General features: G+C 68.7%; 26 protein-coding genes. 11 read left to right on the top strand and 15 right to left on the bottom strand.

Going from position 1 to position 26845, the window contains the following annotated elements; translation table 11 throughout:
- Window positions 1-54: 54 nt before the first annotated feature.
- Together FMP39_RS30810 and FMP39_RS30805 are read right to left on the bottom strand one after the other, a co-directional pair.
- The gene (locus FMP39_RS30810; RefSeq protein ID WP_228558483.1) at window positions 55-870 is read right to left on the bottom strand and encodes a spermidine synthase; all 816 of its coding nucleotides are present in this window, start codon (window positions 868-870) and stop codon (window positions 55-57) included.
- A 139-nt stretch (window positions 871-1009) separates the two neighbouring features.
- The gene (locus FMP39_RS30805) at window positions 1010-1486 is read right to left on the bottom strand and encodes a hypothetical protein (RefSeq protein ID WP_228558482.1); all 477 of its coding nucleotides are present in this window, start codon (window positions 1484-1486) and stop codon (window positions 1010-1012) included.
- Between the two features lie 130 nt (window positions 1487-1616).
- Between FMP39_RS30805 and FMP39_RS30800 the strand changes: the two genes are divergently transcribed.
- Genes FMP39_RS30800 through FMP39_RS30790 form a run of 3 tightly spaced genes read left to right on the top strand, consistent with a single transcriptional unit; the run spans window position 1617 to window position 6106 of the window.
- On the top strand, window positions 1617-1982 hold the full coding sequence (locus FMP39_RS30800) for a hypothetical protein (RefSeq protein ID WP_228558481.1): 366 nt from the start codon (window positions 1617-1619) through the stop codon (window positions 1980-1982).
- Window positions 1979-2941: a hypothetical protein gene (locus FMP39_RS30795; protein ID WP_228558480.1), complete on the top strand. Its 963-nt coding sequence runs from the start codon at window positions 1979-1981 to the stop codon at window positions 2939-2941. The genes FMP39_RS30800 and FMP39_RS30795 overlap by 4 nt, the downstream gene beginning before the upstream one ends.
- Before the next feature lie 12 nt (window positions 2942-2953).
- Window positions 2954-6106 carry a hypothetical protein gene (locus FMP39_RS30790; RefSeq protein ID WP_141593654.1) on the top strand — a complete coding sequence of 1051 codons (3153 nt, stop codon included), beginning with the start codon at window positions 2954-2956 and terminating at the stop codon, window positions 6104-6106.
- Between the two features lie 41 nt (window positions 6107-6147).
- Here FMP39_RS30790 and FMP39_RS30785 read toward each other — a convergent pair whose 3' ends face one another.
- A complete protein-coding gene (locus tag FMP39_RS30785; protein WP_141593653.1) occupies window positions 6148-7752 on the bottom strand; it encodes an MYXO-CTERM sorting domain-containing protein in 1605 nt (534 codons plus the stop codon).
- A gap of 320 nt (window positions 7753-8072) precedes the next feature.
- On the opposite strand from FMP39_RS30785, the gene FMP39_RS30780 reads away from it, so the two are divergent.
- Window positions 8073-8318 (top strand): hypothetical protein, encoded by a 246-nt coding sequence (locus tag FMP39_RS30780; RefSeq protein ID WP_090493492.1) that lies wholly within the window; start codon window positions 8073-8075, stop codon window positions 8316-8318.
- Window positions 8319-8376: 58 nt separating this feature from the next.
- Here FMP39_RS30780 and FMP39_RS30775 read toward each other — a convergent pair whose 3' ends face one another.
- From FMP39_RS30775 to FMP39_RS30750, 6 genes are all read right to left on the bottom strand, one after another.
- The gene (locus tag FMP39_RS30775; RefSeq protein WP_228558479.1) at window positions 8377-8838 is read right to left on the bottom strand and encodes a hypothetical protein; all 462 of its coding nucleotides are present in this window, start codon (window positions 8836-8838) and stop codon (window positions 8377-8379) included.
- A gap of 26 nt (window positions 8839-8864) precedes the next feature.
- Entirely contained in the window at window positions 8865-9332 is a 468-nt protein-coding gene (locus FMP39_RS30770; RefSeq protein WP_141593652.1) for a hypothetical protein, read from the bottom strand.
- A gap of 5 nt (window positions 9333-9337) precedes the next feature.
- Window positions 9338-10384 (bottom strand): hypothetical protein, encoded by a 1047-nt coding sequence (locus FMP39_RS30765; RefSeq protein WP_305036088.1) that lies wholly within the window; start codon window positions 10382-10384, stop codon window positions 9338-9340.
- Window positions 10385-10458: 74 nt separating this feature from the next.
- Entirely contained in the window at window positions 10459-11010 is a 552-nt protein-coding gene (locus tag FMP39_RS30760) for a response regulator transcription factor (protein ID WP_141593650.1), read from the bottom strand.
- Window positions 10997-12370 carry an ATP-binding protein gene (locus tag FMP39_RS30755; RefSeq protein WP_141593661.1) on the bottom strand — a complete coding sequence of 458 codons (1374 nt, stop codon included), beginning with the start codon at window positions 12368-12370 and terminating at the stop codon, window positions 10997-10999. The genes FMP39_RS30760 and FMP39_RS30755 overlap by 14 nt, the downstream gene beginning before the upstream one ends.
- Before the next feature lie 38 nt (window positions 12371-12408).
- Window positions 12409-12621, bottom strand: coding sequence for a hypothetical protein (locus tag FMP39_RS30750; protein WP_305036087.1), 213 nt, complete (start codon window positions 12619-12621; stop codon window positions 12409-12411).
- A gap of 302 nt (window positions 12622-12923) precedes the next feature.
- Here FMP39_RS30750 and FMP39_RS30745 point away from each other — a divergent pair, with 302 nt between their 5' ends.
- A complete protein-coding gene (locus tag FMP39_RS30745) occupies window positions 12924-13658 on the top strand; it encodes an SDR family oxidoreductase (RefSeq protein WP_141593649.1) in 735 nt (244 codons plus the stop codon).
- A gap of 95 nt (window positions 13659-13753) precedes the next feature.
- Here the strand turns inward: FMP39_RS30745 and FMP39_RS37580 are convergent, their stop codons facing one another.
- Genes FMP39_RS37580 through FMP39_RS30735 form a run of 3 tightly spaced genes read right to left on the bottom strand, consistent with a single transcriptional unit; the run spans window position 13754 to window position 18101 of the window.
- Entirely contained in the window at window positions 13754-13987 is a 234-nt protein-coding gene (locus tag FMP39_RS37580; protein ID WP_194858633.1) for a hypothetical protein, read from the bottom strand.
- A 34-nt stretch (window positions 13988-14021) separates the two neighbouring features.
- The gene (gene ileS, locus FMP39_RS30740) at window positions 14022-17765 is read right to left on the bottom strand and encodes an isoleucine--tRNA ligase (RefSeq protein ID WP_141593648.1); all 3744 of its coding nucleotides are present in this window, start codon (window positions 17763-17765) and stop codon (window positions 14022-14024) included.
- A gap of 54 nt (window positions 17766-17819) precedes the next feature.
- A complete protein-coding gene (locus FMP39_RS30735; protein WP_141593647.1) occupies window positions 17820-18101 on the bottom strand; it encodes a hypothetical protein in 282 nt (93 codons plus the stop codon).
- A 149-nt stretch (window positions 18102-18250) separates the two neighbouring features.
- On the opposite strand from FMP39_RS30735, the gene FMP39_RS30730 reads away from it, so the two are divergent.
- From FMP39_RS30730 to FMP39_RS30715, 4 genes are all read left to right on the top strand, one after another.
- Window positions 18251-18991, top strand: coding sequence for a hypothetical protein (locus FMP39_RS30730; protein WP_141593646.1), 741 nt, complete (start codon window positions 18251-18253; stop codon window positions 18989-18991).
- Entirely contained in the window at window positions 18982-19584 is a 603-nt protein-coding gene (locus tag FMP39_RS30725) for a toxin-antitoxin system YwqK family antitoxin (RefSeq protein ID WP_141593645.1), read from the top strand. The genes FMP39_RS30730 and FMP39_RS30725 overlap by 10 nt, the downstream gene beginning before the upstream one ends.
- A gap of 16 nt (window positions 19585-19600) precedes the next feature.
- Entirely contained in the window at window positions 19601-20698 is a 1098-nt protein-coding gene (locus FMP39_RS30720) for a trypsin-like serine protease (protein ID WP_194858631.1), read from the top strand.
- 84 nt (window positions 20699-20782) lie between these two features.
- Window positions 20783-21157: a helix-turn-helix transcriptional regulator gene (locus tag FMP39_RS30715; protein WP_141593643.1), complete on the top strand. Its 375-nt coding sequence runs from the start codon at window positions 20783-20785 to the stop codon at window positions 21155-21157.
- 99 nt (window positions 21158-21256) lie between these two features.
- Here the strand turns inward: FMP39_RS30715 and FMP39_RS30710 are convergent, their stop codons facing one another.
- Both FMP39_RS30710 and FMP39_RS30705 read right to left on the bottom strand, forming a co-directional pair.
- The gene (locus FMP39_RS30710; RefSeq protein ID WP_228558477.1) at window positions 21257-22981 is read right to left on the bottom strand and encodes a hypothetical protein; all 1725 of its coding nucleotides are present in this window, start codon (window positions 22979-22981) and stop codon (window positions 21257-21259) included.
- Window positions 22982-23100: 119 nt separating this feature from the next.
- A complete protein-coding gene (locus FMP39_RS30705) occupies window positions 23101-23349 on the bottom strand; it encodes a hypothetical protein (protein ID WP_141593641.1) in 249 nt (82 codons plus the stop codon).
- Window positions 23350-23397: 48 nt separating this feature from the next.
- Between FMP39_RS30705 and FMP39_RS30700 the strand changes: the two genes are divergently transcribed.
- The gene (locus FMP39_RS30700) at window positions 23398-24222 is read left to right on the top strand and encodes an SDR family oxidoreductase (RefSeq protein WP_141593640.1); all 825 of its coding nucleotides are present in this window, start codon (window positions 23398-23400) and stop codon (window positions 24220-24222) included.
- 130 nt (window positions 24223-24352) lie between these two features.
- Window positions 24353-25624, top strand: a complete 1272-nt coding sequence (locus FMP39_RS30695) for a winged helix DNA-binding domain-containing protein (RefSeq protein WP_228558476.1) — start codon at window positions 24353-24355, stop codon at window positions 25622-25624.
- Between the two features lie 89 nt (window positions 25625-25713).
- Here the strand turns inward: FMP39_RS30695 and FMP39_RS30690 are convergent, their stop codons facing one another.
- Complete coding sequence (locus FMP39_RS30690) at window positions 25714-26601, bottom strand: RNA polymerase factor sigma-32 (protein WP_090493462.1); 888 nt, start codon at window positions 26599-26601, stop codon at window positions 25714-25716.
- Window positions 26602-26845 lie beyond the last annotated feature (244 nt).

Genomic DNA, 26845 nt, shown 5'->3' with positions numbered 1-26845 from the left:
GTCCGTACGGGGCAGGGGGCCGCTTCCGACTCGACGTCAGTCGACACCTGCGCGTCAGCCGTGGCTCTTCGTAGGGCCGCGGCCGCCGCTCACGCGGCGGCCCACCCGTGCGCGGAGGTTGAAGGGCACGCCCCATTCGCGCGCGAGCCGCCCGGCGCGTGCCAGCAATTTCGCACGGAGGAGCCTGCGCACATGGGGCAGTCCCACGAGGATGCGGTTGTCCGACGCCTGCACGTCGAAGGCATAGAGCTGCGGGAAGCTGGCCCGCCACAGCGGGTCCATCAGGGAGCCGGGCCGGCCTGACTTCCGGAGTACGTTGCCCACCACCACCCCGTCCGGCGTCAGCCTCGCCTGCGTGGCCCGCAGGAACTCCTGCGTCGCCAGCGCCGGCGGGATGCTTCGCGTGCCGTAGGCATCCAGGATGATGACGTCATACGGCGCCCCGGGTGATTCGATGAAACGCCGTCCGTCCGTGAGATGGGCGTGCAGGGCCTCGTCCTCGTGGAAGTCGAAGTAGCGCCGGGCCATGTCCAGCACCTGGGGCTGGATTTCCACCGCGTCGATGTGCGCGTGCGGGAGCACCGCGCGGAGGAAGGTGGGAATGGTGCCACCCCCCAGTCCCACGACGAGCAGGCGCGAGGGCTCGGGCACGAAGGCCAGCGTCGCCGCCACCGCTCGCGTGTAGTCCAGCTCCAGGCGCAGAGGGAAGCCCGGCCACATCGCGCTCTGGAAGGCGCCAATCCACCCGAACTGGAGGTAGCGGCGGCCTTCGTCGTCCTCACTGACGATGATGGGACCACTGGCGGACTGCGCGACGTGCAGAATCGTGCGGGGAAACTCGAAGGCGCGGGAGACACGCGCCAGGGCCACGACGCTTCGGTGGCGCTGCCTCGCGCGCGAAGGCTCCTTCGGTTGCCACCGGGCGGAACTGGCGAGTGCCGTCCTCCAAGGCCTCGGGCCCCACGCTTGTCCTGCCTGACGCATCCACCTCACGCCCCGAGCATACGGGCTACTCGGCGCAGGGGAAGGATGTGTCGAGCGTCTTGCTGGCCTTGAGTCCACCGCCCGTCAGCGTGGCCGTCACCTTGACCGTGGAGGCGCAGTGGTACGGGAGGATGAAGGGCACCTGCGTGACGCCATTCTCCGTGAGCACCGCCAGGTCGCGCGTCTGGGTCACCTTCCAGGCAGGCCGGTCACCCGCCGCTTCGGAGGACTCCTTGGGTGCGCTGACCAGCAGCTTCAGCTTCAGCGGCGCGTCACCCTCATGGGTCCCTTGGATTTTCACGACGATGAAGGCGTCCACGTTCATTCCGTACGGGTCGGAAGCCGCATCCATCGCGACGACGGCGCCCTGCTGCCGGTCGTAGACCTGGGCCTGGATGTCGCTGATGGTCACCTTCGGTGCGGCGGAGACGCTGCCCGCGGGGCCCGCCAGGAACAGGACCAGGCCCATGGAGAGGGGCCGCAGGTGGAATCGGGTTGTCATGGCCGCGCACTGTAGTCCCGGCGCGAAGCCCTCCAGCAAGGCAGGCTGGAAGTGGCATTCCAAGAGCATCGATTTTGCTTCGATTGCTTCTATTCCTGGTTGGAGGCTGTTGATAGCCTCCGTGCCCGCCATGCTGAGAATCCGTCCGGAGCAGATGGCTTTGATGAACGCGCAAGGTCGCGAGCGCTTCATCGCGGAGACGCTCCAAAGCCTGCCCTCGGTATTTCCGGGAGACGCGCGACTCCAGGATGCGAGGGCCCTGCGTGGCGCGGTGGAGGATGGCATCACCCATGCCGAGCGTCACGGCATCACGGACGCCCGTGAGGTGACGTTGTACGTCTTCTTGTTCATCGAATTCGGGCCCGGGTTCGAGAAGGCGCCAGCCACCCGCTGGATGGGAGACCTGCTCATGGTGGCTCAGCGGCCGGCTTCCGAGAAGCTCAATCTCATCTATGCGCGCTTGGAGCTGGCTCAGGCGCGCCAGGGGAAAGGATGAATCTCGACGCCGCCCTGAAGGCCGCGGAGAAGACCGCGTCGACCGTCGTGGGGACTTCGACCCTTCCCTGCGCCCAGCACCGGACGGGGCTGTTGGTGCTCGTCTATCGGACAGACACCCAGGAGATGCTGGGGCAGGTCCAGGTGTCGCTGTCGGGACGTGCCATCCGGCTCATTCCCCCCGTGCACGATCCGCACCGCAACAAGGCCATGCAGCCCAAGGGCCGCGTCCTGCGCTACGCCGTGAATGACATGACGGCCGCGACGCAAGGCGATGGCGTGGCTCGGTTCCTGCCCTTGGATGCGGGGACCTACACCGTCACGGTGGATGGCCTCTCGGCGGTGGACGACCTGCTCCTGAATCCAGGGGCCCAGGAGCAGCCGGTCATCTTGAACACCTGCCCGGTGTGCCTGGTCCCAGTCGAAGTGGGGGCGCGCCCCGAGTTCCTGCTGCGATGGAAGCACGATGCCGCGGGTGTCAGCGGCGTGGAACTCACGCTGGGGGATGCCCATCCCCTGGCTCAGGCCACGGGGACCTCGGGCCTGGCGGGATGGAGCGGGGAACCGCTGGTGCCCGGGCCCTATCCGCTCGCCCTGCGCTTCGCGGGAGGCGGCAAGTTCCAGCTCTTTTCCGCCACGGGCCAGTTGCTGGACGCCGCACCTGTGCTGGACATCCCCGCGGGCCGGTCTCAATTCCACTTCCAGGTCCAGCAACTGGGACAGCTCAAGCTCGCCGTCCAGCTCCAGCGGCCCGACGGGACGATGGCGCCCATCGACCGGCCGCACGTCACCGTCCAATGGCCGCCGAGTGCCTCGCCAAAGCAGTGGGTGCTCGACCAGGGCGTCAGCGAGGACATTCCCCTGGTGAATGGACCTCAGACGGCGTTGACGCTCGACGCACTCGAACTCGAGGACGACGGCGCCCCCGAAGTCTTCGAGTTCATGGCCTTGAACCCGTAACGGAGGGCGTCCATGCCCCCTGTCTTCGCCCGCCGGTCGGATTCCAACAAGATTGATGTGACGCACCGGCAGACACTGGGTGAGTTGCTCGACACGAACGGTCTCACCGGCCGGTTGAACGACGTGGCCCTCTACAACTGGGGCACCCTCGTCCCGGCGGAAATCAACCGCGCGCTGATCGAACTCGTGGGTTGCGCCAGGCCGGAGACGGACCCGCTCGCGTCGCTGCTCGACCCCGCGCTGGGACCGAAGCCCTTCATTCACAAACCCGAGCCGTGGAAGCCCGCCGCGCCGCTCGCCCTGGACACGGCGCACACCGTGCAGGTGCGGCGACGGTTTCCTGCTCCGGCGGTGTCCATCCGCAAGCTCACCCGGTGGTTCCTGCCTTCCTCCGGCACCTGCGAAGCGGAGTACGTGCTGGAAGGTGTCGCCTCCAGTGCCGACAAGGTGGACTTCGAGGTCCACGCCCATGGGTATCACTCGCTTTCGCCTCAGGGCGGGCAGGTGGCCTGCGACACGGATGCGACGGAGGGGGGCTCCACGCACTTGTTTCGCCGGCGCAAATGCTACGAGGTCGCTGACAGGCGGCCACCCGCCGTGGCCCAGAAGCTCCCGGACTGGAAAGGGGAGAGCGAGGCCACGCAGGGCGTGCTGAAGCGGGAGGGCACGGGCACCTTCATCCACCACGGCTGCGCGCCCTATGACGTGCTGGTGCGGTACTACAAGGATGACCGGGACAACGCGGCGAAAATCCTCCTGACGCCGTTCGCTCCACGCTGGAAGCCCGTCAAGGGCGCGGACCCGGAGCTCGACGAGGACACGCTGAATGTCTCGTGGGAGCTGCAAGGCGACCACGGCAAGCTCAAGCGGGGGCAGCTCGTCGTCTGGGACAAGGACGACAACGTGGTGTTCTTCGCGCCCCTGGACGAGCAGCAGCTCCGGACCCGGAAACGCTACGAGTTCCTGAAGGATGCGCGGAAGACGTGGGACAAGGCCGCGATTCGCCGCGACCAGTTGCCCTACCGGGTGCAGCTCCAGGCGCACAGTGACGAAGACGAACCGCTGGGCCTCGCGCTGGCCGTGATGCCCACCCAGGTCCGTGCCTTCGACTATGCACAGGTGCAGTTCATTGCCTTCAACGTCAAGCCGGGGACGAAACCTCGCGTGCCTGGCCCAGGAATCGACTACCTGGGCGACGCGGACCCGGACGTCGACATCCAGACGCGCTGCGATGTGATGAAGGATGCCATTCGGCTCGCGGCGGCGGATGGCCACATACGTCCCGAGGAGAACGTCCTCAAGTTGTTCATGGCGCCGGAGTTCTACTTCCGAGGAAAGGACGGTGGATATCCGGTCGAGAAGCTCTGGGACGTCACGCGGCAGCTCCGGCAGGAGACGGACAAGCCGGAGTATGCAGACTGGCTCTTCGTGTTTGGCAGCGCCATCGGCTATCTCCCGCACGAGGAGTTGGATGCGGTGACGGGGGCGCCCACCGGGACGCCGCTCACGCATGGCGGGGAGGGGCAGGTCCACGCGGTCCTCCTCGAGGCCAATACGTCCGGCGTGGATGATGTCCTCAAGGTCGCGCTTTCGCGCCCTCCCGACACGACCTGGAAGGTGCGTGGGATTGGGACGAACCACGCACTCAAGGGCGTCGCGACGACGCTCACGCCCGGCGAGTACCAGCTCACCGTGGACGGCAAGAGCGGCCTTGCTCCAGGCCCTATCGTCTTGTCCGAACCCGTGGCTTGGATTGACACCGTTGACCAGACGAGGGCCTGCACGGAGGTCGTGGTCAACTCCAGGGTGTGCTCTCGCATCTTCATTCCGTCATCAGGCGCCGCGCCTGCTGCGCCGTGGAAGCTGCGCATGGGGTCTGAAGAGGACGACATCATGGGGTGTGTGCCGCTGGGGGCGGGCAGGTACCGCCTCACGCTGGCGAACAAGAAGGTGGGCTTCGCCAGCGGGTCGGCGGAGCTCGTCGAGCCCAGGTCGACGGAAGTCTTCAACGTCGTCATGGTCCAGAAGGGCTGGCCAGCCCCCCTGCTCAGCCAGGGGTTGAAAGGGGCCGCCGTCTACAAGGAGTACGTCTCCGCCATCGATTTCGTGGGACCCAACTCCCACAATGCCAATGCCTGGTTCGACGCGACGGGCTTGGGCCGGCGTATCGAAATTCATGGCGCCACGGACAGGCTGGCGCTTCCCACGGAAGGCTCCACGGACGTACCGGCGGCGAGCCCCAACCGGCTGGGGCCGGGAGCCACCTGGTTGAACCGGCCGAACCGCGTCGGGTCGGAAATCAACCTGTCGGGCGACGGAGGCGGCTCAGTGGTCACGGTGGATGGTGTCACCCTGGGCCTGGAAGTCTGCCTGGACCACGCCATGAACCGCCTGGACCTTTTCTATCACGGGGGGATCAGCCCCGTTCCCCCCTTCGGGCCGCAGGCCCCTGGCGCCGTGGCTGGCGACCCTCGGGTGCAGGTCCAGCTCATCCCGTCGTTCGGCATGTCCATTGGCCGTGGGAAGCTGTGCACCTGGATTGGGGGCCCGCGGCCCGGCCTGGTGTTCAACGTCGATGGTCAGCGGTGCGCATCCGTGGCACGCGTGACGGATGGCGCTTACTCCTGCGATGACCATCCGGCCATGCACGCGACCGCGTCGGGCTTTTGCACCCATGACAAGGAACTGCGGTGGTGCGCCGGCTGTAACAAGACGCGGAGCGCGCCCGGGGACTGCCCGACTCACGGTCCGACCGAGGCGCGGCATCTGTGCGGCTACGCCTGGCAAAGGTGGCAGTGTGGGGAGGTTGGCTGTACCAATACCATGCCCTGCCTCGTACATCCCTATCCCCCAGCGCCTGCTCCGATTGGCTTCAACTGGTGTCTGAAATGCAGCAAGGAATTCCCCGTGGGCCCGCATTGCCCCACCTGCGGTGGCTCGCCCGCGCCATGTCCTGAGTCGTACAGAGTGGGGACGACCTGCTCCAAGCACGCTCCCGCGATCGCTCAGCGATGCAACGCGCCGCTGGTCTCCATGGGGCAGTCCATCGCCACGGTGAGTGGTCCCACCCAGGTGAATTCCAGCCACGACCCGGCCTTCTTCGACGAAGGGGGACACGTGCTCGTCTATTCCGCGCAAGTCCTTCCGCGTCCCGACGTCTTTTGAGGCCGTGGTGGGAGCCTCGAACTTCGAGGCTCCCGATGGACCTACTGGCCTCGCGCCGGGTTTCTCCTCCGGCGTCCCAGGATGCCGAGAATCGCGAACGCCAGTGGGCCCGCGAAGCTGGCTCCAGCGGCCGCGCAGCCACCCGAACTTTCGGGGTCGTCCGGCTGCGGCGTCGTGCCCGCATCCGTGGGGGTGTCCGTGCCCGCGTCCGTGGGCGTGCCTGTTCCCGCGTCGGGCTCGGTGCTTGTGCCTGCGTCCGGTGTCTCGGTCCCTGGCTCGGAGGCATCCCCATACGCGCCGATATGGGGCGGGCTCACCTGGGCGCGCGGCTCACCCGCGGTGTGTTTCACATACTGCCAGGTGACGGGCTCGCTGCTGGTTTCGGCGGGGAGTGCCACCGCCTGACTTCTCAGGGCGGAGGCAGCGGCCAGGCGGAAGTCCTGTCCGGCGAGGTTGATGAACCCGGGGTCGGTTCCGGTGAGATTCCCTCCCGCATCCACCACTGCGCCCGTGAGCGTGCCGAAGGTGCTCACGTAGCCGGGCTTGTACCAGTTGCCGCCATGTCGGAGCGTGCCCGCCTCGTCCGTGAGGGACAGCGTGTTGCCATTGGCCGCGGCCACCAGCACCACGTTGTTCGTCACATGCGCCGTCTGGTTCTGGTGCGACAGCCGCAACAGCGTGGTCCGGTCCGTGCGGCTGGACACCACGGTGTTGTGGAAGAAGTAGAGCGTGCCCCGGTAGTTGGCCGTGTTGCCGGAGTCGCCACCGAAGTGGACGATTTGCCGGTTGCCCGCGCCCTCGGTCTCCAGCAGGACGTTGCCGTAGACGAAGGTGCGCGCATACGACGGCGCCGCGCGCAGCGTGCCGCTGGACGAGTCCACCAGGTCGAGCTGCCGGTTACCTCCCTCAATCCAGTTGTACCGGATGAGACTGCCCGCCGAGCGGTCCTTCAGGTTGTTGCCCAGACATCCGCTGCAGAGCGGACCGAAGCGGTTGAACTGGTAGGTGATGCCCAGCGCTTCGGTGTACGCGTTGTGCTCGAGGATGCTGCCGGTGTTGCCGTTGCCCAGGATGTGGCTGTGCTCGACGGTGACATTCGACGCCTGGTTGGCGATGAACAGGCCGTTGCCGCTGTCTTCGAGCACGCAGCCCCGGATGGTGATGTGTTCGCCCTTCTCGATGAAGATGGCGGCGGCGTTGTCCAGGTAGGTGGATGCGCCATTGCGGCCGGTGAAGGCGCCGCGTGCCCGGCGCAGGTGGAGGTTCTCCACCACCAGGTGCGCGGGCATCGTGTCCGCGGGCCGGTTGGAGCCACCAATCTTCAGAATGCCGCGCTCCTCACCCCAATAGTTGAGCTGCGAGCGCGTGGTGGCGTTCTCACCGACGATGACGGGCAGGTTGCCCTGCGCGTCCTTCACGCCGCGCACGGTGATGGGCGCGGCGGCAGTACCCCTGCGGCCCAGGACCCACTTCTCCGCGTAGGGCGTGGGCCGTGCGTGGACGAAGACGGTGTCTCCGGGCTCGAGTGACTCCCAGGGCACGTCACCCAGGCGGGTGTACTGCTGGTCGGGGCCCACGCGGTACTCCGCGGCCTGGACGGCCAGCGGCTGGAGCAGGACGAGAAGGACGGCTCGCGAGAGGTTCATATCTCGCAGTCTGACGGCTTCGTCCGGTCCCGGTCCACGGTGCTGCGCCCCTCCGAGGTGATGTTGCTGAAGATGCTCGTCTCCGCCACGCAGGTTCGCCCGTGCCACCACGGCGGCCAGCCACCTGCGCGAGAGCCCGGTGCCGACCCGGCTGAAGCGCGTCGCCCGGCAGTCGCCGCCTGGGCGGTAGAGGAGGGCGCCCTGGCGCACCACGTGCGGGGTTTCTACCTCCGAGACATTGCTCCAGGCGCACTTTCACAGGAGGGACGGAAAGTGCGATAATCGTGAAGGCAACCAACGCCTTCAGGGGAGCGACTGACATGCCTTTGTATTACGTGCAGAACTTCACTTACGACGGTCCTGGCAGCTCGAAGATGTATGGCGCCATGGGTGCCCACAATCACGACCAGGCCAATCAGTTCACCAAGGACTGTGTCGCCTACCTGAAGAGCATTGGCTGTACGAACGTGCAGGAGACGGGCAGCTTCGCGAGCAATCAGGCCGAGCCGCTCAAGGGCAAGGAGATGCGCTGGGACGTGCTTCAAGACAAATGGGTGAAAGCCTAGCGGTGCCCCCGGGCGTGCCTCTCCTCACGGGCCGAGGCACGTCGCTGCGCGCGGTGGCTCAGGGCGAATCCACGGCGTGCGTCAGGGGACGGCCGTTTTTGGGCGCGGCGAACCGGGCCTCGTCGCGCGAGAAGCGGTATTTCTTCATGGCCGAGAAGTCCCCCTTCATCCGAGGGAATTCGAGGTCCATGACGACCCGTCCTTCCTTCACGAAGACGAGCAGACATTCCGATTCATAGATGTCTCTCGCGCCGGACCAGTCGTTGCCGAGCGATTGGCGGACTTCCTCCGCGACCACGTAGGGCGTGAAGACGTGGAGGGTGTCCCAGTCGAAGTCCGTCAGCTCCGACAGGTGGAAGGCTTCTCCTGTCTTCGAGGCGGAGCGCACGCGCTGCTCCAGCTTCGTGGCGAGCGCCGCGCGCTCCTTGCCCCTGCCACAGCCGCTCATCGCCACGCTGCAAGCGAGCCAAAGCGTCACCGCAATCACTGACGTGCCTGCCCAGTTTCTGTGTCCGCGCATGCGCGGCACTCTAACGGTTTGTCTGGCTAGAAGCCCCGGAGCAGGGGCCGTCCATGGGACAAGCCGGGCCAGGGAATCGCCAGTGCGACGAACAGCATGGCCAGCAGGAGCCCCACCGCCCAGGTGCGGTGCTTGGAGGGAGCGGGCGCCTCCCGCCGCGTCATCGCGGAGGTGGCGTGCGCGGCCGTGAGGGCCAGGAGCATCAGCAGCGGGTGCTCCAGGCTGAAGAAGCGCAGGTGGCCGATGGACATGCTCATCCGCAGCGCGTCCAGGCTCCGGGGCGTGACGGGGCTGAGCGAGAAGTAGAGCGTCATCCCCAGCAGCATCTGGGTATCGAAGGCGGAGACGAAGAAGACCTGGAGCCGCCGGTCGCCGGGCGTCCAGTCGCGGGCTCGCGCCCAGCCCATCAGTGCCCTCACGAGTGCGAGCACTCCCAGCACCACCACCGCCCAGCGCAGCCAGGAGTGGAGGAGCAACACCAGCGAGTAGAGCACGGCGCCTACCCCCCCTTCTTCACGGGCATCGCTTCAATCCAGCGCTGGATGAGCGCCCGACCCTGTTCATCCACCACGCGGGTGCCCAGGGGGGGCATTTGCATGAAGTCCCCGCGCTGGCCCATCCGGTAGAGCAGCGAGCTGTGCTTGACGTCACCCGGCGCGACGCGCTGCGAGGTTTTCCCGAAGAAGCCCGACGTCTGGATGAGCGCCTTCACATTCACGGACGTGCGCCAGGTGGCCGTCTCCTGCACGGAGCCGAGCTCGCCCGCTTCCAGGCGCAGGTGCAGGCCGGAGCTGTTGCCCAGCGCCATGCGGTTGGCGCTGTGGCACGACACGCCGCAGTTCATGTGCAGGTAGCCCAGGGCGGCCTGTTCCACCGGCGTGCCGGGAATGCGGGGCACCTGGGCGGGCGGGTGACTCAGGCGTCCCTCCTCCACCAGCTTCGCCAGCGTGAGGCCGCGCGCGCCGTCGTGGGCCAGCGCGACGGCCTCGAAGCCGAGCACCTCGTCGCCGCGCCCTCGGTGGCAGGACTGGCAGTCCTGCTGGCTGGGGATTTCGTAGCCCCCCGTGCCGGGCACGTCCTTCTCACCGCTGGTCAACTCGAGCGCCGTCTTCCCGTCGTCGCTCCAGCGGTAGGTGGTCCGCAGCCAGCTCCCGTCCGGGCGCTTCCAGAGGAAGCGTGTCTCGATGGGCCGCCCCTTCCAACTGAACTCCTTCCAGAGCTTCGTGCCCACGGGGAAGCGCCACTCGTCGCTCTTGGACGTGTCCACCTTCGTGCCGGGCGGCAGGTAGATGAAGCGAGTCTTGTCCAGGCCGTCGCTCCAGAGCTGGAGGCCGGGCTCGTAGGGGCGCACCTCGGGGGGAATCGCCCGGGTCGCCCACCCGGCGCCGCCTTCGCCGTAGAGTCCCGTGCAGGCCAGGTGCTGGAGCGTCTGGCACTGGATGCTGCCGTTGGCTTCCTTCACGCCCTCCTCGGTGGGCGTCTTGGTACAGCCTCCGGCGGACACCATGAGGGTGAGCAGCAGCGCACTCGTGCGTGGCGGGGTCATCGGGCCTCCTGACACCTTCCACCCTACCGGCTCGGCCGCCGCGTTTCGTGCGTCTTGCTGACGCACCCCGGGGCTCACTTGGGAACGGGGTACTTGGACAGCTTGCGTTGCAGGCTCCGCCGCTGGATGCGCAGCAACCGGGCGGCCTGGGAGATGTTGCCCCCACAGTCGGCGAGCACGCGCTGGATGTGCTCCCACTCCGCGCGCGCCAGGGAGGGCACCTCGTGGGTGAGCGCGGCCTCCTGCCCGGAGGGGAGGGTGGCGCCGGCGAAGGCCAGCAGGATGTCGTCCACGTCCGCGGGCTTGGCCAGGTAGTGCGTGGCGCCTCGCCGGACGGCCTCCACCGCCGTGGCGATGCTGCCGTAGCCCGTCAGCACCACGACGGTGGTGCTCACGTCCAGGGCCTTCAGCTCGCGCACCAACTCCAGGCCGGAACCGTCGGGCAGGCGCAGGTCGACGACGGCGTAGCCCGGACGCAACGCCCGCGCGGCCTCGAGCGCCGCTTGCGCGCTGGCCGCGCCGTGAGCCTGGAAGCCGTGCCGCACGAAGGCGCGCACCAGCCGCTCTCGGAATCGCTCGTCGTCGTCGGTGACGAGCACCGTGGCGGGGGCTTCACCTGGTGGCATCGGACGACTCCTTCCTCAAGGGCAGCTCCAGCGTCACGCGCGTCCCCTGTCCCTCCTCGGAGCTGAGCTCCAGGCGGCCTCCACACAGCTCGGCGTACGTCTGGGTGAGGAACAGGCCCAGTCCCATGCCCTGGCCCGCGGGCTTGGTGGTGAAGAAGGGCTCGCCCAGCCGGGGTAGCAGCGCGCGCGGGATGCCGGTGCCCCGGTCCTCCACGATGAAGCGCAGGCGGTCCTCCTCGCGGTGCGCGGACACCACGACGTTCGCTCCGGTGGCCTCGCTGGCATGCAGCCCGTTGCGCACCAGGTTCGTCAGGACCTGCACCAGTCCTCGCACGGGGCACCAGAAGGGCACGTCCGGGCCGGGCTCGAGTTGGAGGCGCGCCTGGTCGGCGGTGCCCAGTTGTTCCCGGAGGCGGGCGAGCACGTCGCTCGGCGTCGTCCGTTCGGGGACCTCGCCCATCGTCTGTCCGGCGCGGGCGCTCATGCGCTCCAGGATGTCCCGGCAGCGCTCCACCTCGTCCCGGATGAGGCGGGCGTCCTCCAGCGCTTCCTGGGGCGCCTCCAGGATGAGCGCGTCCAGTTCGTTGGCCGCGATGGCGATGGTGCCCAGCGGCGTGCCCAGTTCGTGCGCCGCGCCGGCCGCCAGCGTGGACAGCGACGCCAGCTTCTCCGCGCGCGCCGCCAGCCGCTGCGTGCGCGCCAGCGCGGCATGCCGGTCTCTCAGCGCGGCGGCCACGCGGGCGACGACGAAGCCGATGATGAGCGCCGTCAGCGTGAAGGCGACCCACATGCCCACGACGTGGAGCGACTCCAGGCCGTGGCTGCCCGGCGGGTTCACCGTGTCGGGCAGTGGGACGTGGCAGGCGAAGAGGCTGGTCGAGCCCAGCACCGACAGCATCGCGATGAGCGCCGTCCAACGGGGGCCCAGCACGATGGCCGCCAGCGTCACGTGGACGAGATACAGCATGGCGAACGGGTTGGCCGGGCCACCGGACAGCGCGAGCAGCCCCGTCAGCAACGCGGTGTCGAACGCGAGCACGGCGCCCAGCAGGCCGGGGCGGACCTCGGGCTCGCGGCGGAGCCAGAGCGCGAGGAGCAGGTTGGACACCGCCGTCGTGGCCACCAGGGCCAGCAGGGGCGCCACGGGCAGCTTTAGCTCCAGCACCCGGACGGCGACGCCCACCGTCAGTGCTTGTCCGGCGACGGCGTGCCAGCGCAGGCGGACCAGCCACCCGAGCGCGATGTCGCTGGAGGACAGCCGCGCCGCCATGTCCCCGGTGGAGCGTCGGAAGGCGGAGCGAGGGGGCGAGGACAGGACGTCAGGCGACGGCGCCTCGGGGTGAGTCGGCGCAGTGGACACCCGCACGTCATATCCCGGCGATGGCAGTGGCGTGTGCGTCAAGTTGACGCATTGGCCTGCCGGACCGGTGCCTGGCCCTGGAGCGTGCTCCGCGGCCGGGAGCTGTCTCGCGAGGGCGGCGCGCCAAACAGGCGGCTGTACTCCCGGCTGGACTGCGAGGGGGGCTCATCGCCCACAAAGTGCCCCGCCGAGGCCACGTCCAGCGCCCGTCCCAGCATGAGTCGCCGGGCCTCCTGGAGCTGCAGGCTCATGCAAGGCATGCAGGGGCTCGCTCGGCCGGGAGGCGCGAACCCGGAGCACGCGCGGGATGGCTGTCGCGTGGATGCCGTCCGCGGGCGTGTGCCTCTCCATCAGGTGTGCCAGCTCGGCCGGAGATGGGGGGAGGGGCGTGCGACCGCCGTGTGGAGGAGCGGATTCGGCCCGTGCCTCCGGGCCAAAGGATTCACCCGTTCGTGCAGGATTGGGCAAGAACCCGGCAGCATCGGCATCTCGCTTCAGCGGCGCTAGCGCACAGATTGCGGTCATCCACTCCGCGGTCACGAGGCGCGTCCATATGTCTGGAATTGAAGGGAAGGTCATTGCCATCACCGGAGCGAGCAGCGGAATCGGGGAGGCGACGGCTCGCCTGCTCGCGAAGCGTGGGGCGCACGTCGTCTTGGGCGCGCGCCGGACGGACCGGCTCGAAACCCTGGTGTCCGCCATCCGCGTGGAGGGCGGCTCCGCGCGCTACCGGAAGCTGGACGTCACGAAGCGGGACGACGTCGAGTCCTTCATGGGCTTCGTCCGCGCCGAGCACGGCCGCATCGACGTCATCATCAACAACGCGGGCGTGATGCCGCTGTCGAAGTTGGAGGCGCTCAAGGTCGAGGAGTGGGACCGGATGATTGACGTCAACATCCGCGGCGTCCTGCACGGCATCGCCGCGGGGCTGCCCATCATGCAGGCGCAGCGCTCCGGCCAGTTCATCAACCTCTCCTCCATTGGTGGCCACCTGGTGGTGCCGACGGCCGCCGTGTACTGCGCGACGAAGTACGCAGTCATCGCCATCTCCGAGGGCCTGCGGCAGGAGGTTGGCGGTGACATCCGGGTCACCGTCATTTCACCGGGTGTGACGGCGTCCGAGCTCGCCGACTCCATCTCCGACCCGGTCGCGCGCGAGGGCATGCGCGAATACCGGCGGGTGGCGATTCCGCCCGAGGCCATTGCGCGGAGCATCGCCTTCGCCATCGAGCAACCCGACGACGTGGACGTGAACGAAATCATCGTCCGTCCCACCGCTCAGTCCTGACGGAGCGGGACGGGGCTTCGTGCGGCTCCCTCCAGGAAGAAGCGCATCTGGGCGTCGTGGCGGACAGGGGGCTGGGTCTTGATTGACAGCCTGTCTCAGGTTTTAGTAATCGAGTAAAAGCGGTAAATATTGAAATGTTCGAGGCCGGGGAATGACGTCATGAAGCTGGCAACGGGAAAGCGGTTCTGCGCCATCGCTTCCAACGGGACCCAGCCGTTGCTGTACCGGAACGACACGACCTTCACCGCGAGCCGAGTGAAGGCTGGCACGGCCCTTTTTTCACGTGGGAAGGGCCGCGCCGGGGTGCCGTGACTTGCGGGCTGCCTCATCGCGGGGATGAGGCAGCCCGTGTTTTTTCGCGGCTCAGGCCCGTTCCACGCGGATGCGCGCGGGCAGGCCGTTGATGCTGGCTTCTTCTTCCTTGCCGGTGAGGCCCTCGGGGCCCACGAGGATGCTGGAGGCCAGCGTCTCCCGCGCGATCAGCTCCCGCGCTTCGTCCGTCACGCGCTTCACGCGCGCGTCGCCGTCCACCCAGAGCTGGATGCGGTCGGTGTAGCCCAGCTCCATGTCCTTGCGCGCGCCCTGCACGCGGGCGAGCAGCTCGCGCACCAGGCCCTCATCCACCAGGGACTCGGTCAGCTCGGTGTGGAGCACCACCACGCCCACGCCCATGCCCGCGGCGGCGTAGCCGGGGTTGGCCTCCACCAGCGTCTCCAGCTCCTCGGCGGTGAAGACCAGGTCCTCGCCGGCCACCGTCATGGCCACGCGGCCCGTCTGGAGCAACTCGCGGTGCAGCGCGGCGCCGTCACCCGTGTCGAAGGCCTTGCGCACCGGGGCCAGCTTGGGGCCCAGCCGTCCGCCCACCGCGCGCAGGTTGGGCCGGACGCGGAAGCGCACCACGTCCGCCTCCGGGCTGCCCGGCTCCACGAAGCGCACCTCGTGGACGTTCAGCTCGTCCGCGATGAGGTCGCGGTACATCGCCACGCGGTCCGTCAGCTCCTTGCGCGCCAGGATGACGTCCGCGCGCGACAGCGGCTGGCGCACCTTGAGGCGGTTGTCCGTGCGCACCTTGAGGCCCAGGGAGACCAGGTCCCTCACCGCGCCCATTTCCGCCGCGAGCCCCTCGTCGATGAGGGACGCATCCACGGAGGGGAAGCGCGCCAGGTGGACGCTCTCCGGCTGCGTGGTGGGCCAGGGCTTGCGCACCAGGTTGCCCCACATCTCATCGGCGAAGAAGGGGATGAAGGGCGCGGACAGTGAGGCAATGGTGGTGAGCGCCTCGTAGAGCGTGAAGTACGCGTCCTGCTTGTCCTGTTCGAAGCCCGGCGCCCAGAAGCGCGACCGGCTGCGGCGCAGGTACCAGTTGGACAGCGCGTCCACCAGCGCCACCATCCGCTGGGCCGCGTCGTAGACCTGGTAGGTGTCCAGCGCGCGGGTGACGTCGCGCAGGGTGAGGTGGACCTCGGACAGAATCCAGCGGTCCAGCACCGGCCGCGCCTTCACCTCACGCCAGCCCTGGCTGCGGCGGATGGCTTCCCACGGCGAGTCGGACGCGTCCGTGTTGCCGGCCGCGGGGTTGAAGCCGTCGATGTTCGCGTAGATGGTGAAGAACGAGTAGACGTTGCGCAGCTTGACCTGGAAGTCCTTCTGCAACAGCCGCACGTTGCTCAGCGAGTGCCGCGTGTTCGACCAGGTGGGGCTCGCCGCGTAGAAGAACCAGCGGAACGCGTCCGCGCCCGGCGCCTTGGCGGCGGGGTCCTTCAGCACCACGCGCTCGGAAGGCGCCAACCGGGGCACCTCCACCGGCATGACACTGGCGCCACGCGCGGAGGGCGCCACGTCCAGCGTCTGCAGGTCAGCGGGCGCCAGCAGCAGCACGCGGCGCTTGAGCTTCTTGTGCGCCTTCACCGTCGCGGTGATGACCCCGTCCGGACGGTCTGGCCGGAAGAGCTGCACCTTGGCGCCCTCCTGGATGTCCAGGCCCTCCAGGTCCTCGCGAGCGATGAGCGCCACGCCCGGCTCACCCGGAACGCCGGCCTCCGTGGCCGTCAGGACCGCGAAGTCCATGCGCACTTCGTCCAGGATGATTTCCGGCGGCGTGTAGTTGCCCTTGGACTTGGACTCCTTGCGGCCCTCCTTGTCGGAGACGTGGCCCAGCACGATGCAGCTCTTGTACGGCTGCGGCCAGCCGCGCTGGGGTGACAGGCCCATGCGCGCCTGCGTCTCCTCGTCGAAGAGGAGCGTGCTCACCATCAGCAGCGAGTAGAACCAGCCACGCGTCTGGTCGATGGCCTCGGAGATGAAGTCCGCGGGGAAGGCGCGGTTGAAGATCTCCCGCGAGCCCGGCGCGTGCGGGAAGCCCCACTGCGCGAAGGGCATGCAACCGGAGTCGAACCACACGTCGACGACCTCGGGCACGCGCTGGAAGCGCCCCGGGGTGCCGGGCTTCTCGAACGTCACCTTGTCGATCCATGGCTTGTGGACGATGAGGTGCCTGGCGTTGGCCTCGTGGGGCTTGCCCGCGAGGAAGGCATTCAGCTCCGCCTCCACGGCGGCCACGTTGTTGCCCGGCTTCTCGCGCAGCGCCTGGAGCGAGGGGATGGCCTCCACCTCACCCGTCTCCGAGTGCACCCACAGCGGCAGCGGCGTGCCCCAGTAGCGCTCGCGCGACAGGGCCCAGTCCACGTTGTTGGCCAGGAAGTCGCCGAAGCGGCCTTCCTTGATGTGCTCGGGCACCCAGTTGACGGCGCGGTTGTTGGCAATCGCCTCGTCCTTCACGGACGTGGTGCGGATGTACCAGGCGGGCCGGGCGAACTGGATGAGCGGGTCGTCGTCCGCGCGCCAGCAGAAGGGGTACTCGTGCTTGTACTGCTCCGTGAAGAGGACCAGCCCGCGCTCCTTCAGGTGGCGCTGGATGTCCTTGTCCGCCTCCTTCACGAAGCGCCCCGCGACGAGCGGCACGTCGTCGGAGAAGGTGCCGTCCGGCTTCACCGCGCAGAACAGCTCCAGCGCTTCCGGCTGGGCGAAGCGGGCCTTGTCCTTGCGGAAGGCCTCGTAGTCGTCCTCGCCAAACGCCGGAGCGATGTGGACGATGCCCGTGCCGCTGTCGAGCGTCACGAAGTCCGCGCCCAGCACGCGCCAGGCCTGCACGTCCTCACCGCCGTCCTTCAGCGGCAGCCGCGTGTCGCCCGCGCGCTGGTGGTAGAGGTCGAAGGGCGGCTGGTAGCGCTGGCCCACCAGGTCGCTGCCCTTCTGCGTGGCGAGCACCGGCAGGTCCTGCTTGAGCTTCTTCGCCAGCGCCTCGCGCAGCGCCGCGGCGACGATGAGCTTGCGCTCGCCCGCGTCCACGGTGACGTAGTCCACGCCCGGGTTGACGGCCGCGTACATGTTGGACGGCAGCGTCCAGGGCGTGGTCGTCCACACCACCAGCGCGGTGTCCGGCGTGTCGCGCAGCGGGAAGGCGACGTAGACGCTCGGGTCGTCCACCGTCTTGTAGCCCAGGCCCACCTCCGCGGCGCTCAGCGCGGTGCCTCCCTGCGGCCACCACCACACCACCTTGTGGCCCTGGTACAGCAGGCCCTTGCGGTGCAGCTCCGCCAGCGCCCACCACACGCTCTCCACGAACGGACGGTGGTAGGTGACGTAGGCCTGATTCAGGTCCACCCAGAAGCCGATGCGCTCGGTGAGCCGCTCCCACTCGGAGGTGTAGCGGAAGACGGATTCGATGCAGCGCTCGGTGAAGGGCTCCACGCCGTAGCGCTCAATCTCCGCCTTGCCGTGGATGCGCAGTTCCTTCTCGACCTCCACCTCCACGGGCAGGCCGTGGGTGTCCCAGCCGGCCTTGCGGGGGACGTAGTGGCCCGTCATCGTCTTATAGCGGGGGAACAGGTCCTTGATGACGCGCGTGAGGACGTGGCCGTTGTGCGGCAGGCCGTTGGCGGTCGGCGGGCCCTCGTAGAAGACGAAGCTGGGAGCATCCTCACGCGTTTCGAGCGAGCGCTCGAAGATGCGGCGGTCCTTCCAGAAGGCCTGGATGCGGCGCTCGTCGGAAGGAAAGTCCATCTCCGCGGGCACCGCATCGAACAGGGAAGGGGGCGTTTCAGGCATGGTGCGGTGCTTGATAGCACCGCCCGCGCCAGGGATGGATGCCCGTCCTGTGAATCAGTACAGCGGACAGATGAGCGGCCCGTTGCGCCCACAGACGTCGCGGTTGATGTAGTAGCCCCAGTCCGGGCTGTAGTAGGCGTACATCGTCGGACCGCTGCTGCAGGACACGTACTGGGACGAGACCAGGCAGTGGATGTCCGGGTCGTACTCCGGGTAGAGCGCCTGGGACGCGGACTCCGTCGTGGCAGGCTCCGCCGTGGCTTCGTCCATGGCTCCACCACAGCCAGCCATCAGCAGGGCGGCAATGCACATCAGGGTTGCGCGATTCTGGGGCATGGGACTCTCCTGAGACCGGCGTCCGTCGCCGGGGGGCCGAGCCTAAGCCGGGATGGTATTGATTTCAGGGTAAGCGCGTTGACGCCCATGTGTGCATGTTTCTAGATTCTCGGGTGTTGAGAATTTCACGCCCTGGAATCGAGAAAGACATGAAAAGGCTGCTGCTCTGTGCCCTGTCGCTGGCGGTCGTGGTGGGCTGTTCCGGCGCGCCGCCTGAACAGCCCCTCGCGCAGGAGGGCTTCAAGGTCCTCCAGCACGACGCGACGACGCTGGAGGCCACGTACGGCTCCGGGGGCGCTGTGGTGCGGATGCTCGCGGTGGAGACGCAGGCCAACGTCGTCGAGGTGACGTACGACTTTGGCGACCCCGTCATCGGGTTCCACATCGACTTCAATCAGGGCGTAGGTCAGTTCATGCCGTCGGGCAGCCCGCTGGACGCGGCCCATTCGCACCTGCTCGCGTCGCTGATGGAGGGGCTTGCCCGCGAGCTCCCCGAAGAGGGCCGCACCCGCGTCGAGGACGCCGCCGAGCGCCAGACGAGCTTCATGCAAATCGTCCCCGTGGGCGAGGTCCTCACGGTGTACGAGTACGTGTCCGAGCGCGGCTGGACGCACATCTCCTGCTCCTGCGGCCGGCAGTACATCGGCTCTGGCTACTACCGCACGGCGGGCATGGGCTGCGGCTGCACCGGCGGCTCGGGCAACGGCTGCAAGGGCCGGTGCGGGCAGGGCTGCGGCGTCACCAGCCTTCCGCGTTGTGTGGGCAGCACGGCCTACACGCAGGACTGCGCCAAGCATGACTACGGCCTGGGCAGCTTCGCGGCGGCGTCGGATGATTACTCGTTCGCGCGCAACAACTGCAGCTGCAGCGGCGTGGGTTCGTGCAGTTGAAGAAGCGTGCGCTGACAGATGTGGTGCTGGTGCTCGTCGCGGGGATGGTCCTGGGCTGCAACCGGGCTTCCGGGCCTTGTCCTGATGGCGCGCGGCTCCAGGGCCGCGCGCCGCCCGACGGGGTCCTCCAGTGGTGTGCCCGGCCCGATGGGAAGAAGCACGGCCGTTGGGCGGAGTGGCACGCCACCGGGGCGCTGAAGACGGAAGGCACCTACGTCGACGGGAAGATGGAGGGCCGCTGGGTCAGCTACTTCGAGGACGGCGTGAAGCAGTTCGAAGGTGACTATCGTGGCGGGCTCAAGCAGGGCCTGTGGACCCTCTACTACGAGGAGGGCCAGAAGAATCGCGAGGAGTTCCATTCACCCGGCTCCGGCCCGGTGAAGTGGACCGCCTGGCGCTCGGACGGCTCGAAGTGGGCGGAAGGGATGCTGGCGGGGCATCGCTCGCAGGGCGCTTATTCGGAGTGGCACCCCCATGGCGCGCTGGCCGTGCAGGGCCAGTACGAGAAGGGGGAGAAGACGGGTGAGTGGAAGTTCTGGGATGTCGCGGGCGTCGCCACGGACGTTCCGCAGGGCGACTTCGACAGCGAGTGACGTCACGTCCGCCGCCGTGGGGCTCCTGCTGGCGGCGGGCGCGTGCGGTCCTTCTGTCGTCCCCGTCTCCCCGGCGACGCTCACCCCGGCGCGGCGGGCCGTGGTGGGCGGAGCGCCCGAGCCGGGCTTCCCCGCGGTGGCCGCCATCGTTCCCGTCTCGCCCTTCTGCGGGGAGCCTGACGAGGCGGCGCGCGTGCTCTGCACGGGCACGCTGGTGGCGCCTCGGGTGGTGCTGACGGCGGCGCACTGCGTGGAGAACGCGGATGCTCCGCGGGTGTTCTCGGTGGTGTTCGCCGCGGAGACAGCCCGTGCCTCCGCCGCGCAGCGCATCCGCGTGGTGGAGGGCCGGCTCCATCCCGCGTGGCGCCCAGGCGTGAGTGACCTGGGCGTGTTGATTCTCGCCAGCGATGCGCCGGTCGCTCCGCTGGCCTGGGCGGCGCGGGCGTTTCCCGCTGACGGCGTGGGGCGGCTGGCGCGGGTGGTGGGCTTTGGCGTGGACGGGGAGGGCGGCTCGGGCCTGCGCCGGGGCGGCCTGTCCCGAATCACGTCGGTTGAAGCGGACGCCTTCTCCCTCGAAGCGGCGCCAGCGATGTCGTGCGGCGGGGACAGCGGTGGCCCGGTGTTCATCGAACAGGACGGCCTCGAGCGCCTGGTCGGTGTGACTTCGTTTGGTGACCTCGCCTGCACCACGGGGACGAACAGCCGCGTCGACGTGCACGCGGACTTCATCCAGGTCGCCATCGAGGACGCCTCACGAGGCGCGCCCGTCCGGACGCTGGTGGACCCGGACGTGGACGCCTGCGCGCAGTGGTGCCGTGCGCATGCGGACTGCCCCGTGGGCATGGCGTGTGTCGCGCGGGCGGACGGCACCCGGAGTTGCGCGGTGGCGGGGCTCGAGGCGGGCCACTTCGGGCCTGCCTGCACCGGCGCGCAGGGGGAGCATCCGTGTGTGAAGGCGGGCTCGGCGTGCCGGCTGTGGCTGCCCTGCTCCGAGCCGCGGGATGCAACAGCGCAGGGCGGGTGCGCGGCGGCAGGGGGCGGAGACCCCGGCCTGATTCCGCTGGTGCTCCTGGCCTGCTCCTGGGGACGCGGCCGTCGCGCGAAGGGAGGGTAGTTCGTGAGCGCCTTCTGCTGCCCGGCTGCCCACCCCTCTGGCATGTTGTTTAACTGGGTGGTTTAATTTAGGGCGGAGGTCGTTATGGTCACCCCCATGGTTCAGCAACGTTCCGAGCAGCTCGACGCGGTCTTCCACGCGCTTTCCGACCCGACGCGGCGGGAGATGCTGCGCAGCCTGTCCTCGGGGCCGAGGAGCATTGGCGAACTGGCGGCGCCGTTCAGCATGTCCTTCGCGGGTGCTTCCAAGCACGTCAAGACGCTGGAGCGTGCGGGGTTGGTGAACAGGTCGGTGGAGGGGCGCACGCATCGGTGCAGTCTCGCGCCGGCGCCGCTGGCCGGAGCGGCCGACTGGCTGCGTTTCTACGAGCGCTTCTGGAATGACCGGCTGGATGCCCTGGAGCGGGAGCTCCGCAAGCCCGAGCGCGGCAGCGCCAGGAAGGGCGCGCGAGATGAGTGAGGTCCGGATGCGTCCGGCCGTCCTGTCGCATGCGACGTCCACCCGCGAGGAGGTGGACGTCATTCTCCAGCGCATGGGCTTGGGGCCCTGGCGCCCCGCTTAGCGGTGGGGCCAGAAGCGTGCCGCGAAGGGCGCCGTGGTGGACGAGCCTTCGTCGGCGCGGAGGCCCGCCACGCACATCGAGCCATCGGCGTCGAGCGCGGCGGCGAGGGCAACCTCGGCGCCCGGCAGGTTGGTGCGATGGGCGCGCAGGGCGGTCTTCCCGTCCGCGGACAGGTGGATGAGTCCAATGCCATCCGTGACACCGTCGATGGTGCTGGCCACCGCCAGGACCAGCTCGCCGCCATGCAGGATGCCCGTGCCCACCAGCCGCTCCTGCTGGACTCCTGGCGCGGACCAGTGGGTGACGCTATCGCCATCCCAGCCGAAGCTCGTATCAGGGCTGCCGCTTGCGTGGACCCTTGTCACCGCGCCGGTGTTGGGGGAATCGGTGCCCGCATTCCACCGCGCGCTGCCGCCCACCAGCAACTTGCCCCCGTCCAGCAGATGCAGGGTCCGGGGGGTGAGGCGAGGCCAATCCGACGCGCTTCGGTACGTGAAGCTCGAGTCGGGCGTGCCGTTGACGTTGTAGCGCCGCAAGGCCATGCGATTGCGGCTGGCATTCGTGGTTCCCGCCACCACGATGCGGTCGTCGGCCAGGGTGACAACGGCCAGGCCGTCCTCGTCTGCGCCCAGGTCATCCCAGGCCAGTCCATCCGAGCTGAAGGTCGTATCGGCGGCGCCCGTGGGCGTCAGGCGCATGATGACGAAGTCCAGGTCATCGTGCTGCACAGTGCCGGCACCGACGATGCGCCCCCTCGAATCCACCGTGACGGCATGCAGCGTGGCGTTGCCCGCGGAAATCTGGAAGGTACGCACCCCCGTGTCGCCAAAGGTGGTGTCCAGGTCGCCCGCCGAGGTGTACCGGGCGAAGAGCAGGCTCTGGTACTGCCTCCCCGAGCAGCTCCCAGGACCCGCGATGGCGCCCCCCGCGACGAGGATTCGCCCGTCGGACAGCACGGTGACGGCGTCCACGTAGTCATCGCCGCCACAGACGTCCAGGGTGACGGTGCCCTGGGTGCCAAAGGCGGGGTCCAACGTCCCGTTCGGGAGCAGACGTGCCACCAGGACGTCGCGCAGGCCGGTGGAGCCCGTGGCGCCCGCCAGGATCCACTTGCCGTCCGGCTGCGCCGCCAGGGCGTGGATGCGCGCCTCCGGGTGGCCGAAGGCGGGCATCGCCACGCCATTGCCGCCGAACGAGGTGTCCAGCGCCGCCGGGCCGGGCCGGATGACGAGGTTCAGGGGATGCTCGACGCGAGCCCCTCCGCCGCTCGCGACCAGCGTTACGGGCACACTGCCGTAGCGGGCGAACTCCTGGGCGGCGAGCGAGAGCGTGGCTTCGGACTCCGTGGCGGTGATGACGTCGGTGGTCACGTGCACATGCTCGGGAAGCCCCTCGATGGAGAGGTGCACGGCATCGGTGAACGTGGGCTCGCGGGTGATGGTGACGTTCAGCTCCGCGCTTGCCTCCGGGATGAACCGGAGTGTCACTTCGGACGCGGTTTGGAGCGTGAAGCCCGGAGGCGGCTCTCCCGCGTCGGGGTCCTCCGTCCCGGCATCGGTGCCCGCGTCGTTCGTCGATGCCCCCGCGTCCGGCCGCTGGGTGCCCGCATCGGGTCTGGGGGAGGGCGACGGCTCCGAACCACCACAGCCCCAGGTGACGGGGGCCAGGCCCAGGAGCATCAACGCCAGGAGCGACTTCACGCGCGGCGATGGGAAGCCCATGACATGGGAGGAACTTCGACGGCGGAAATGCACACTGTCTGTGGAAATCATATGAGCCGGCCTCATAAGCGAGGACTCGGCGATTCGAAAAGACAGACGCATCAGTGTTCGCCGTGTGCTCACGGCGCGTCATCCGTCCCGGGTTGCGTGCCCCGGAGCTGCCTGAGCAGGTGGCGCGGCCAGAAGAACAGCGCCATTCCGGCCATGACGAGGAAGAGGATGACGAAGGGCAGTACGAGCACGCCGCCGACGAAGCCGGCCGCCATGCCGCCCAGTCCCCACAGCAGGCCATGGGGAAATCCCAGGACGGCTCCGGTGAGGGTGCCCACCACCGCACCCGCCAGGACACAGGGCTCGATGAGGTTCACTATGCGCTCCCACGTCGATGCTCGTCACGAGCCTGGGCAGGAACACGCATGAGCAAGTCGCGACGCAAGGTGGTCCTCATCACTGGCGCATCCTCTGGCATCGGTCAGGCCTGCGCGGAGCTCCTGGGGGCACATGGCCACGCCGTCCATGGTACCAGCCGCCATCCCCGCGCGGATGGTGCCCACCACCGGATGGCCGTGTTGGACGTCACGGATGAGGATTCCGTTCAGCGCGCGGTGGCGTCGGTGCTCGCGGCCGAGGGCCGGCTCGACGTGGTGGTGAACTGCGCGGGCTTCGTGATGGCAGGCGCCGTGGAGGACGTGTCCGTCGAAGAAGCCCAGCGGCAGATGGACACCAACTTCTTCGGCGCGCTGCGCGTCTGCCGGGCGGTGCTTCCCACGATGCGCGCGCAGCGGTCGGGTCTCATCGTCAACATCAGCTCCATGGGCGGCGCCGCCGGGCTTCCCTTCCAGGGGCTCTACAGCGCCAGCAAGTTCGCCCTGGAGGGAATGACGGAGAGCCTCCGGCAGGAAGTCGCCGCCTTCGGCATCGAGGCCACGCTGCTGCAGCCCGGGGATGTCCTCACGCGCGTGCGCGAGTACCGGCAACGCGCCCGGCACTCCGGTCCCGGGTCCGCCTACCAGGAGGCCTTCGAGCGCGTCATGAACCTGGTGGAGTCAGGAGAAGGCGCGGGCGTTCCTCCCGAGCACGTCGCCCGGAAGCTCCTGGCCCTGGTGGAGCGGCAGCGCGTGGACGTGCGCTACTCCGTGGGTCGCCTGTCGCAGCGCGTCGGCCTGGTGTCGAAGCGCCTGTTGCCCGGGCGCACCTTCGAGCACCTCGTGATGGCGCTCCACGGCCTGTCGCGGCGCTGAGCCGGGCCCGGTGGGTTGTACATTCCTGACATAGGACTGTCAGGGGCGGGTCGCAGGATGGCGTCTACGAAGCCCCTTGGGTTCTCCCGACCCAGGGGCGTTCGCATCCCACCCCCAGGTGCCACCCGACATGATTCCCTTCTTGATGATGTTGCCGATGCTCGTCCCCGCGGGTGTCAAACGTGGACGCTCCAGCAAGGCAGGGAGGGAAGGGGGGCTGAGTCCAGTGCCTTCACCCACGAAGGACTCAGGACGCGCGCCGCCGGTCCGTGCCGCCTCGCGGCGGCGGAGGCTGCCGGCCCAGGTCCTGGGACAGCGGGCCCTCAACCGGGCCCTGCTCCAGCGTCAGTGGCTGTTGCAGCGCTCCCAGGCGGGCGTGATGGAGGCGCTGGAGCACCTGGTGGGGCTTCAAGCCCAGGCCACCCATCCTCCCTACGGCGCATTGTGGACGCGGCTGAACGGCTTCCAGCAAGAGGCGCTGACCCGGCTCGTGACCGAGCGCCAGGTGGTGCGCGCCGGGATGATGCGCGGGACGTTGCACCTAGTGACCGCGCGTGACTGCCTCGCGCTGCGCCCCGTGCTGCAGCCCGCGCTGGACAGGGGGTTGAAGCACTCCTCCCATGCCAAGCAACTGGCGGGCGTGGAGGTCCAGGCGCTGGTGGCGGAGGGGCGGGCGCTGCTGGAGGCACGTCCCAGTCCCCGGGGCGAGCTGGGCCAGCGGCTCCAGGCGAAGTGGCCCGGCCATGATGCGAGCGCCCTGAGCCAGGGCTTCTCGTGCCTGGAGCCGCTCGTGACGGTGCCTCCCTCTGGAACGTGGGGCCATGGCGAGCGGATGGTGTACGCCACCGCCGAGTCCTGGCTCGGCCAGCGCTTCGAGCCCGCCGCGCCGCCAGACGCGCTGGTGATGCGCTACCTCGCCGCGTTTGGCCCCGCGAGCGCCAAGGACCTGCAGGCCTGGTCGGGCCTGCCACGCATGGGCGCTGTCCTGGAGCGGTTGAGGCCTGAGCTGCGCGCCTTCCGTGACGAGCACGGCGTCGAGCTGTTCGACATCCCGAATGCCCGGAGGCCCGACCCGGACACGCCCGCGCCCGTCCGCTTCCTGTCCGAATTCGACAGCGTGCTGCTGGCCCACGCGGACCGCACGCGCATCATCTCCGATGCCGCCCGCAAGCGAGTCTTCACCCTCAACGGCATCGTGCGCGCCACCCTCCTCGTCGATGGCTTCGTTCGAGGAACCTGGCGCATCGAACGTGCGCGCGGCACCGCGACCTTGTGCATCACGCCCTTCGCGCGGCTGTCGCGTGAGGACCGCGCCGCGCTGAGCGACGAGGGCGGGCGGCTGCTCGCCTTCGCCGCCGCGGATGACCAGCACGCCGACATTCGCTTCGAGCGGATGGGGTGAGCCCGCTCCATGACGAGCCGGTACGGGAAGGCGGCGCTCCAGCCGGGCCGGGCTGGAGCGCCGTCGTCTTCCCCAGGAAGGTGTGAGGCTCAGGCGTTGAGCGTGCTCTCGTCGACGCCGGCCTCGGCCATCAGCGTGGCCAGCGCGAGCTTGAGCTTGTCCTTCGCCCGAATCTCCAGTTGACGGGCGCGCTCGCGGGAGAAGCCGAAGTGCTCGCCCAACTCGCTGAGCGTCATCTCCGCGTCACCCATGACGCGCTGCTCGATGATGAAGCGCTCGCGCGGGTCCAGGCGGCGCAGGGCGCGCTGCACGAGCTCGCGGGTGAGGTTGGCCTGCTGCCGGTCGGCGACCTCGTCCACCGCGGAGACGGACTCGGACTCCACGAAGTCCAGGTGCGTGGCGTCGCCGTCCTCGCCCATGGGCGCGTCCAGGGACAAATCACGGCCGCCCATGCGCTGCTCCATCTCGCGCACCTCGGAGGCCTTCACGTTCAGCTTGCGCGCAATCTCCTCGGCGTTGACGACGTTCGCGTCGCCGGCGCCCATCTTCTCCAGCTCGCGGCGCGTGCGGGCCAGGCTGAAGAAGAGGCGGCGCTGCGCCTGCGTGGTGCCCAGCTTCACCAGGCTCCAGTTCTTCAGGATGCAGTTCTGGATGTACGCGCGAATCCACCAGACGGCGTAGGAGATGAGGCGGATGCCCTTGTCCGGATCGAACTTCTGCACGGCCTTCATCAGGCCGATGTTCGCCTCCTGGATGAGGTCCGACATCTTCAGGCCGTAGGAGCGGTACTCGTAGGCCACCTTCACCACGAAGCGGAGGTTCGCCGTCACCAACTGGTGGCCCGCGGCCAAGTCCCCCGCGCGGAAGCGCTTCGACAGCTCCTGCTCCTGCGGCTGGGTGAGCAGCGGGTACTGGTTGATCTCCGACAGGTAGGTGGAGAGCGAATCAGGGGAGGAGAAGGAGTTGGAAGCCTGCATGGTGTCTCTCGGGGAAAAAGAGATCTGGTTGGGGGATCGCGATGACGCTACGGGGGGGTGCCCATTGCGACCCTCGTGCCAAGGGGGGGCACCATCGTTTCCAAGTGAATCCAGGGGTTTGCATCCGAGCCGGCCCATGCATAAGGGCGGTAATCGGTCGTTTTTACAGCCAGCCCCACGGAAGTCTCTTCCGAACGTCGACTGGCCAACGGCGCCGTTGGCGCCGGGGGGCAGGCAGAGGGAG

This window comes from Myxococcus sp. AB056, assembly GCF_006547365.1.
GTDB lineage: Bacteria > Myxococcota > Myxococcia > Myxococcales > Myxococcaceae > Myxococcus > Myxococcus virescens.
The sequence above is the reverse complement of the archived record's forward strand: the minus strand, read 5'-3'. Positions and strand labels throughout refer to the sequence as shown.

Excerpts from the sequence above, each read along its gene's own strand:
- FMP39_RS30805 (WP_228558482.1), bottom strand. The coding sequence starts at position 1,486 with ATGACAACCCGATTCCACCTGCGGCCCCTCTCCATGGGCCTGGTCCTG.
- FMP39_RS30800 (WP_228558481.1), top strand. The coding sequence starts at position 1,617 with ATGCTGAGAATCCGTCCGGAGCAGATGGCTTTGATGAACGCGCAAGGT.
- FMP39_RS30795 (WP_228558480.1), top strand. The coding sequence starts at position 1,979 with ATGAATCTCGACGCCGCCCTGAAGGCCGCGGAGAAGACCGCGTCGACC.
- FMP39_RS30790 (WP_141593654.1), top strand. The coding sequence starts at position 2,954 with ATGCCCCCTGTCTTCGCCCGCCGGTCGGATTCCAACAAGATTGATGTG.
- FMP39_RS30785 (WP_141593653.1), bottom strand. The coding sequence starts at position 7,752 with ATGAACCTCTCGCGAGCCGTCCTTCTCGTCCTGCTCCAGCCGCTGGCC.
- FMP39_RS30780 (WP_090493492.1), top strand. The coding sequence starts at position 8,073 with ATGCCTTTGTATTACGTGCAGAACTTCACTTACGACGGTCCTGGCAGC.
- FMP39_RS30775 (WP_228558479.1), bottom strand. The coding sequence starts at position 8,838 with ATGCGCGGACACAGAAACTGGGCAGGCACGTCAGTGATTGCGGTGACG.
- FMP39_RS30765 (WP_305036088.1), bottom strand. The coding sequence starts at position 10,384 with ATGACCCCGCCACGCACGAGTGCGCTGCTGCTCACCCTCATGGTGTCC.
- FMP39_RS30760 (WP_141593650.1), bottom strand. The coding sequence starts at position 11,010 with ATGCCACCAGGTGAAGCCCCCGCCACGGTGCTCGTCACCGACGACGAC.
- FMP39_RS30750 (WP_305036087.1), bottom strand. The coding sequence starts at position 12,621 with ATGAGCCTGCAGCTCCAGGAGGCCCGGCGACTCATGCTGGGACGGGCG.
- FMP39_RS30745 (WP_141593649.1), top strand. The coding sequence starts at position 12,924 with ATGTCTGGAATTGAAGGGAAGGTCATTGCCATCACCGGAGCGAGCAGC.
- FMP39_RS37580 (WP_194858633.1), bottom strand. The coding sequence starts at position 13,987 with ATGAGGCAGCCCGCAAGTCACGGCACCCCGGCGCGGCCCTTCCCACGT.
- ileS (WP_141593648.1), bottom strand. The coding sequence starts at position 17,765 with ATGCCTGAAACGCCCCCTTCCCTGTTCGATGCGGTGCCCGCGGAGATG.
- FMP39_RS30735 (WP_141593647.1), bottom strand. The coding sequence starts at position 18,101 with ATGCCCCAGAATCGCGCAACCCTGATGTGCATTGCCGCCCTGCTGATG.
- FMP39_RS30730 (WP_141593646.1), top strand. The coding sequence starts at position 18,251 with ATGAAAAGGCTGCTGCTCTGTGCCCTGTCGCTGGCGGTCGTGGTGGGC.
- FMP39_RS30715 (WP_141593643.1), top strand. The coding sequence starts at position 20,783 with ATGGTCACCCCCATGGTTCAGCAACGTTCCGAGCAGCTCGACGCGGTC.
- FMP39_RS30710 (WP_228558477.1), bottom strand. The coding sequence starts at position 22,981 with ATGGGCTTCCCATCGCCGCGCGTGAAGTCGCTCCTGGCGTTGATGCTC.
- FMP39_RS30700 (WP_141593640.1), top strand. The coding sequence starts at position 23,398 with ATGAGCAAGTCGCGACGCAAGGTGGTCCTCATCACTGGCGCATCCTCT.
- FMP39_RS30695 (WP_228558476.1), top strand. The coding sequence starts at position 24,353 with ATGATTCCCTTCTTGATGATGTTGCCGATGCTCGTCCCCGCGGGTGTC.
- FMP39_RS30690 (WP_090493462.1), bottom strand. The coding sequence starts at position 26,601 with ATGCAGGCTTCCAACTCCTTCTCCTCCCCTGATTCGCTCTCCACCTAC.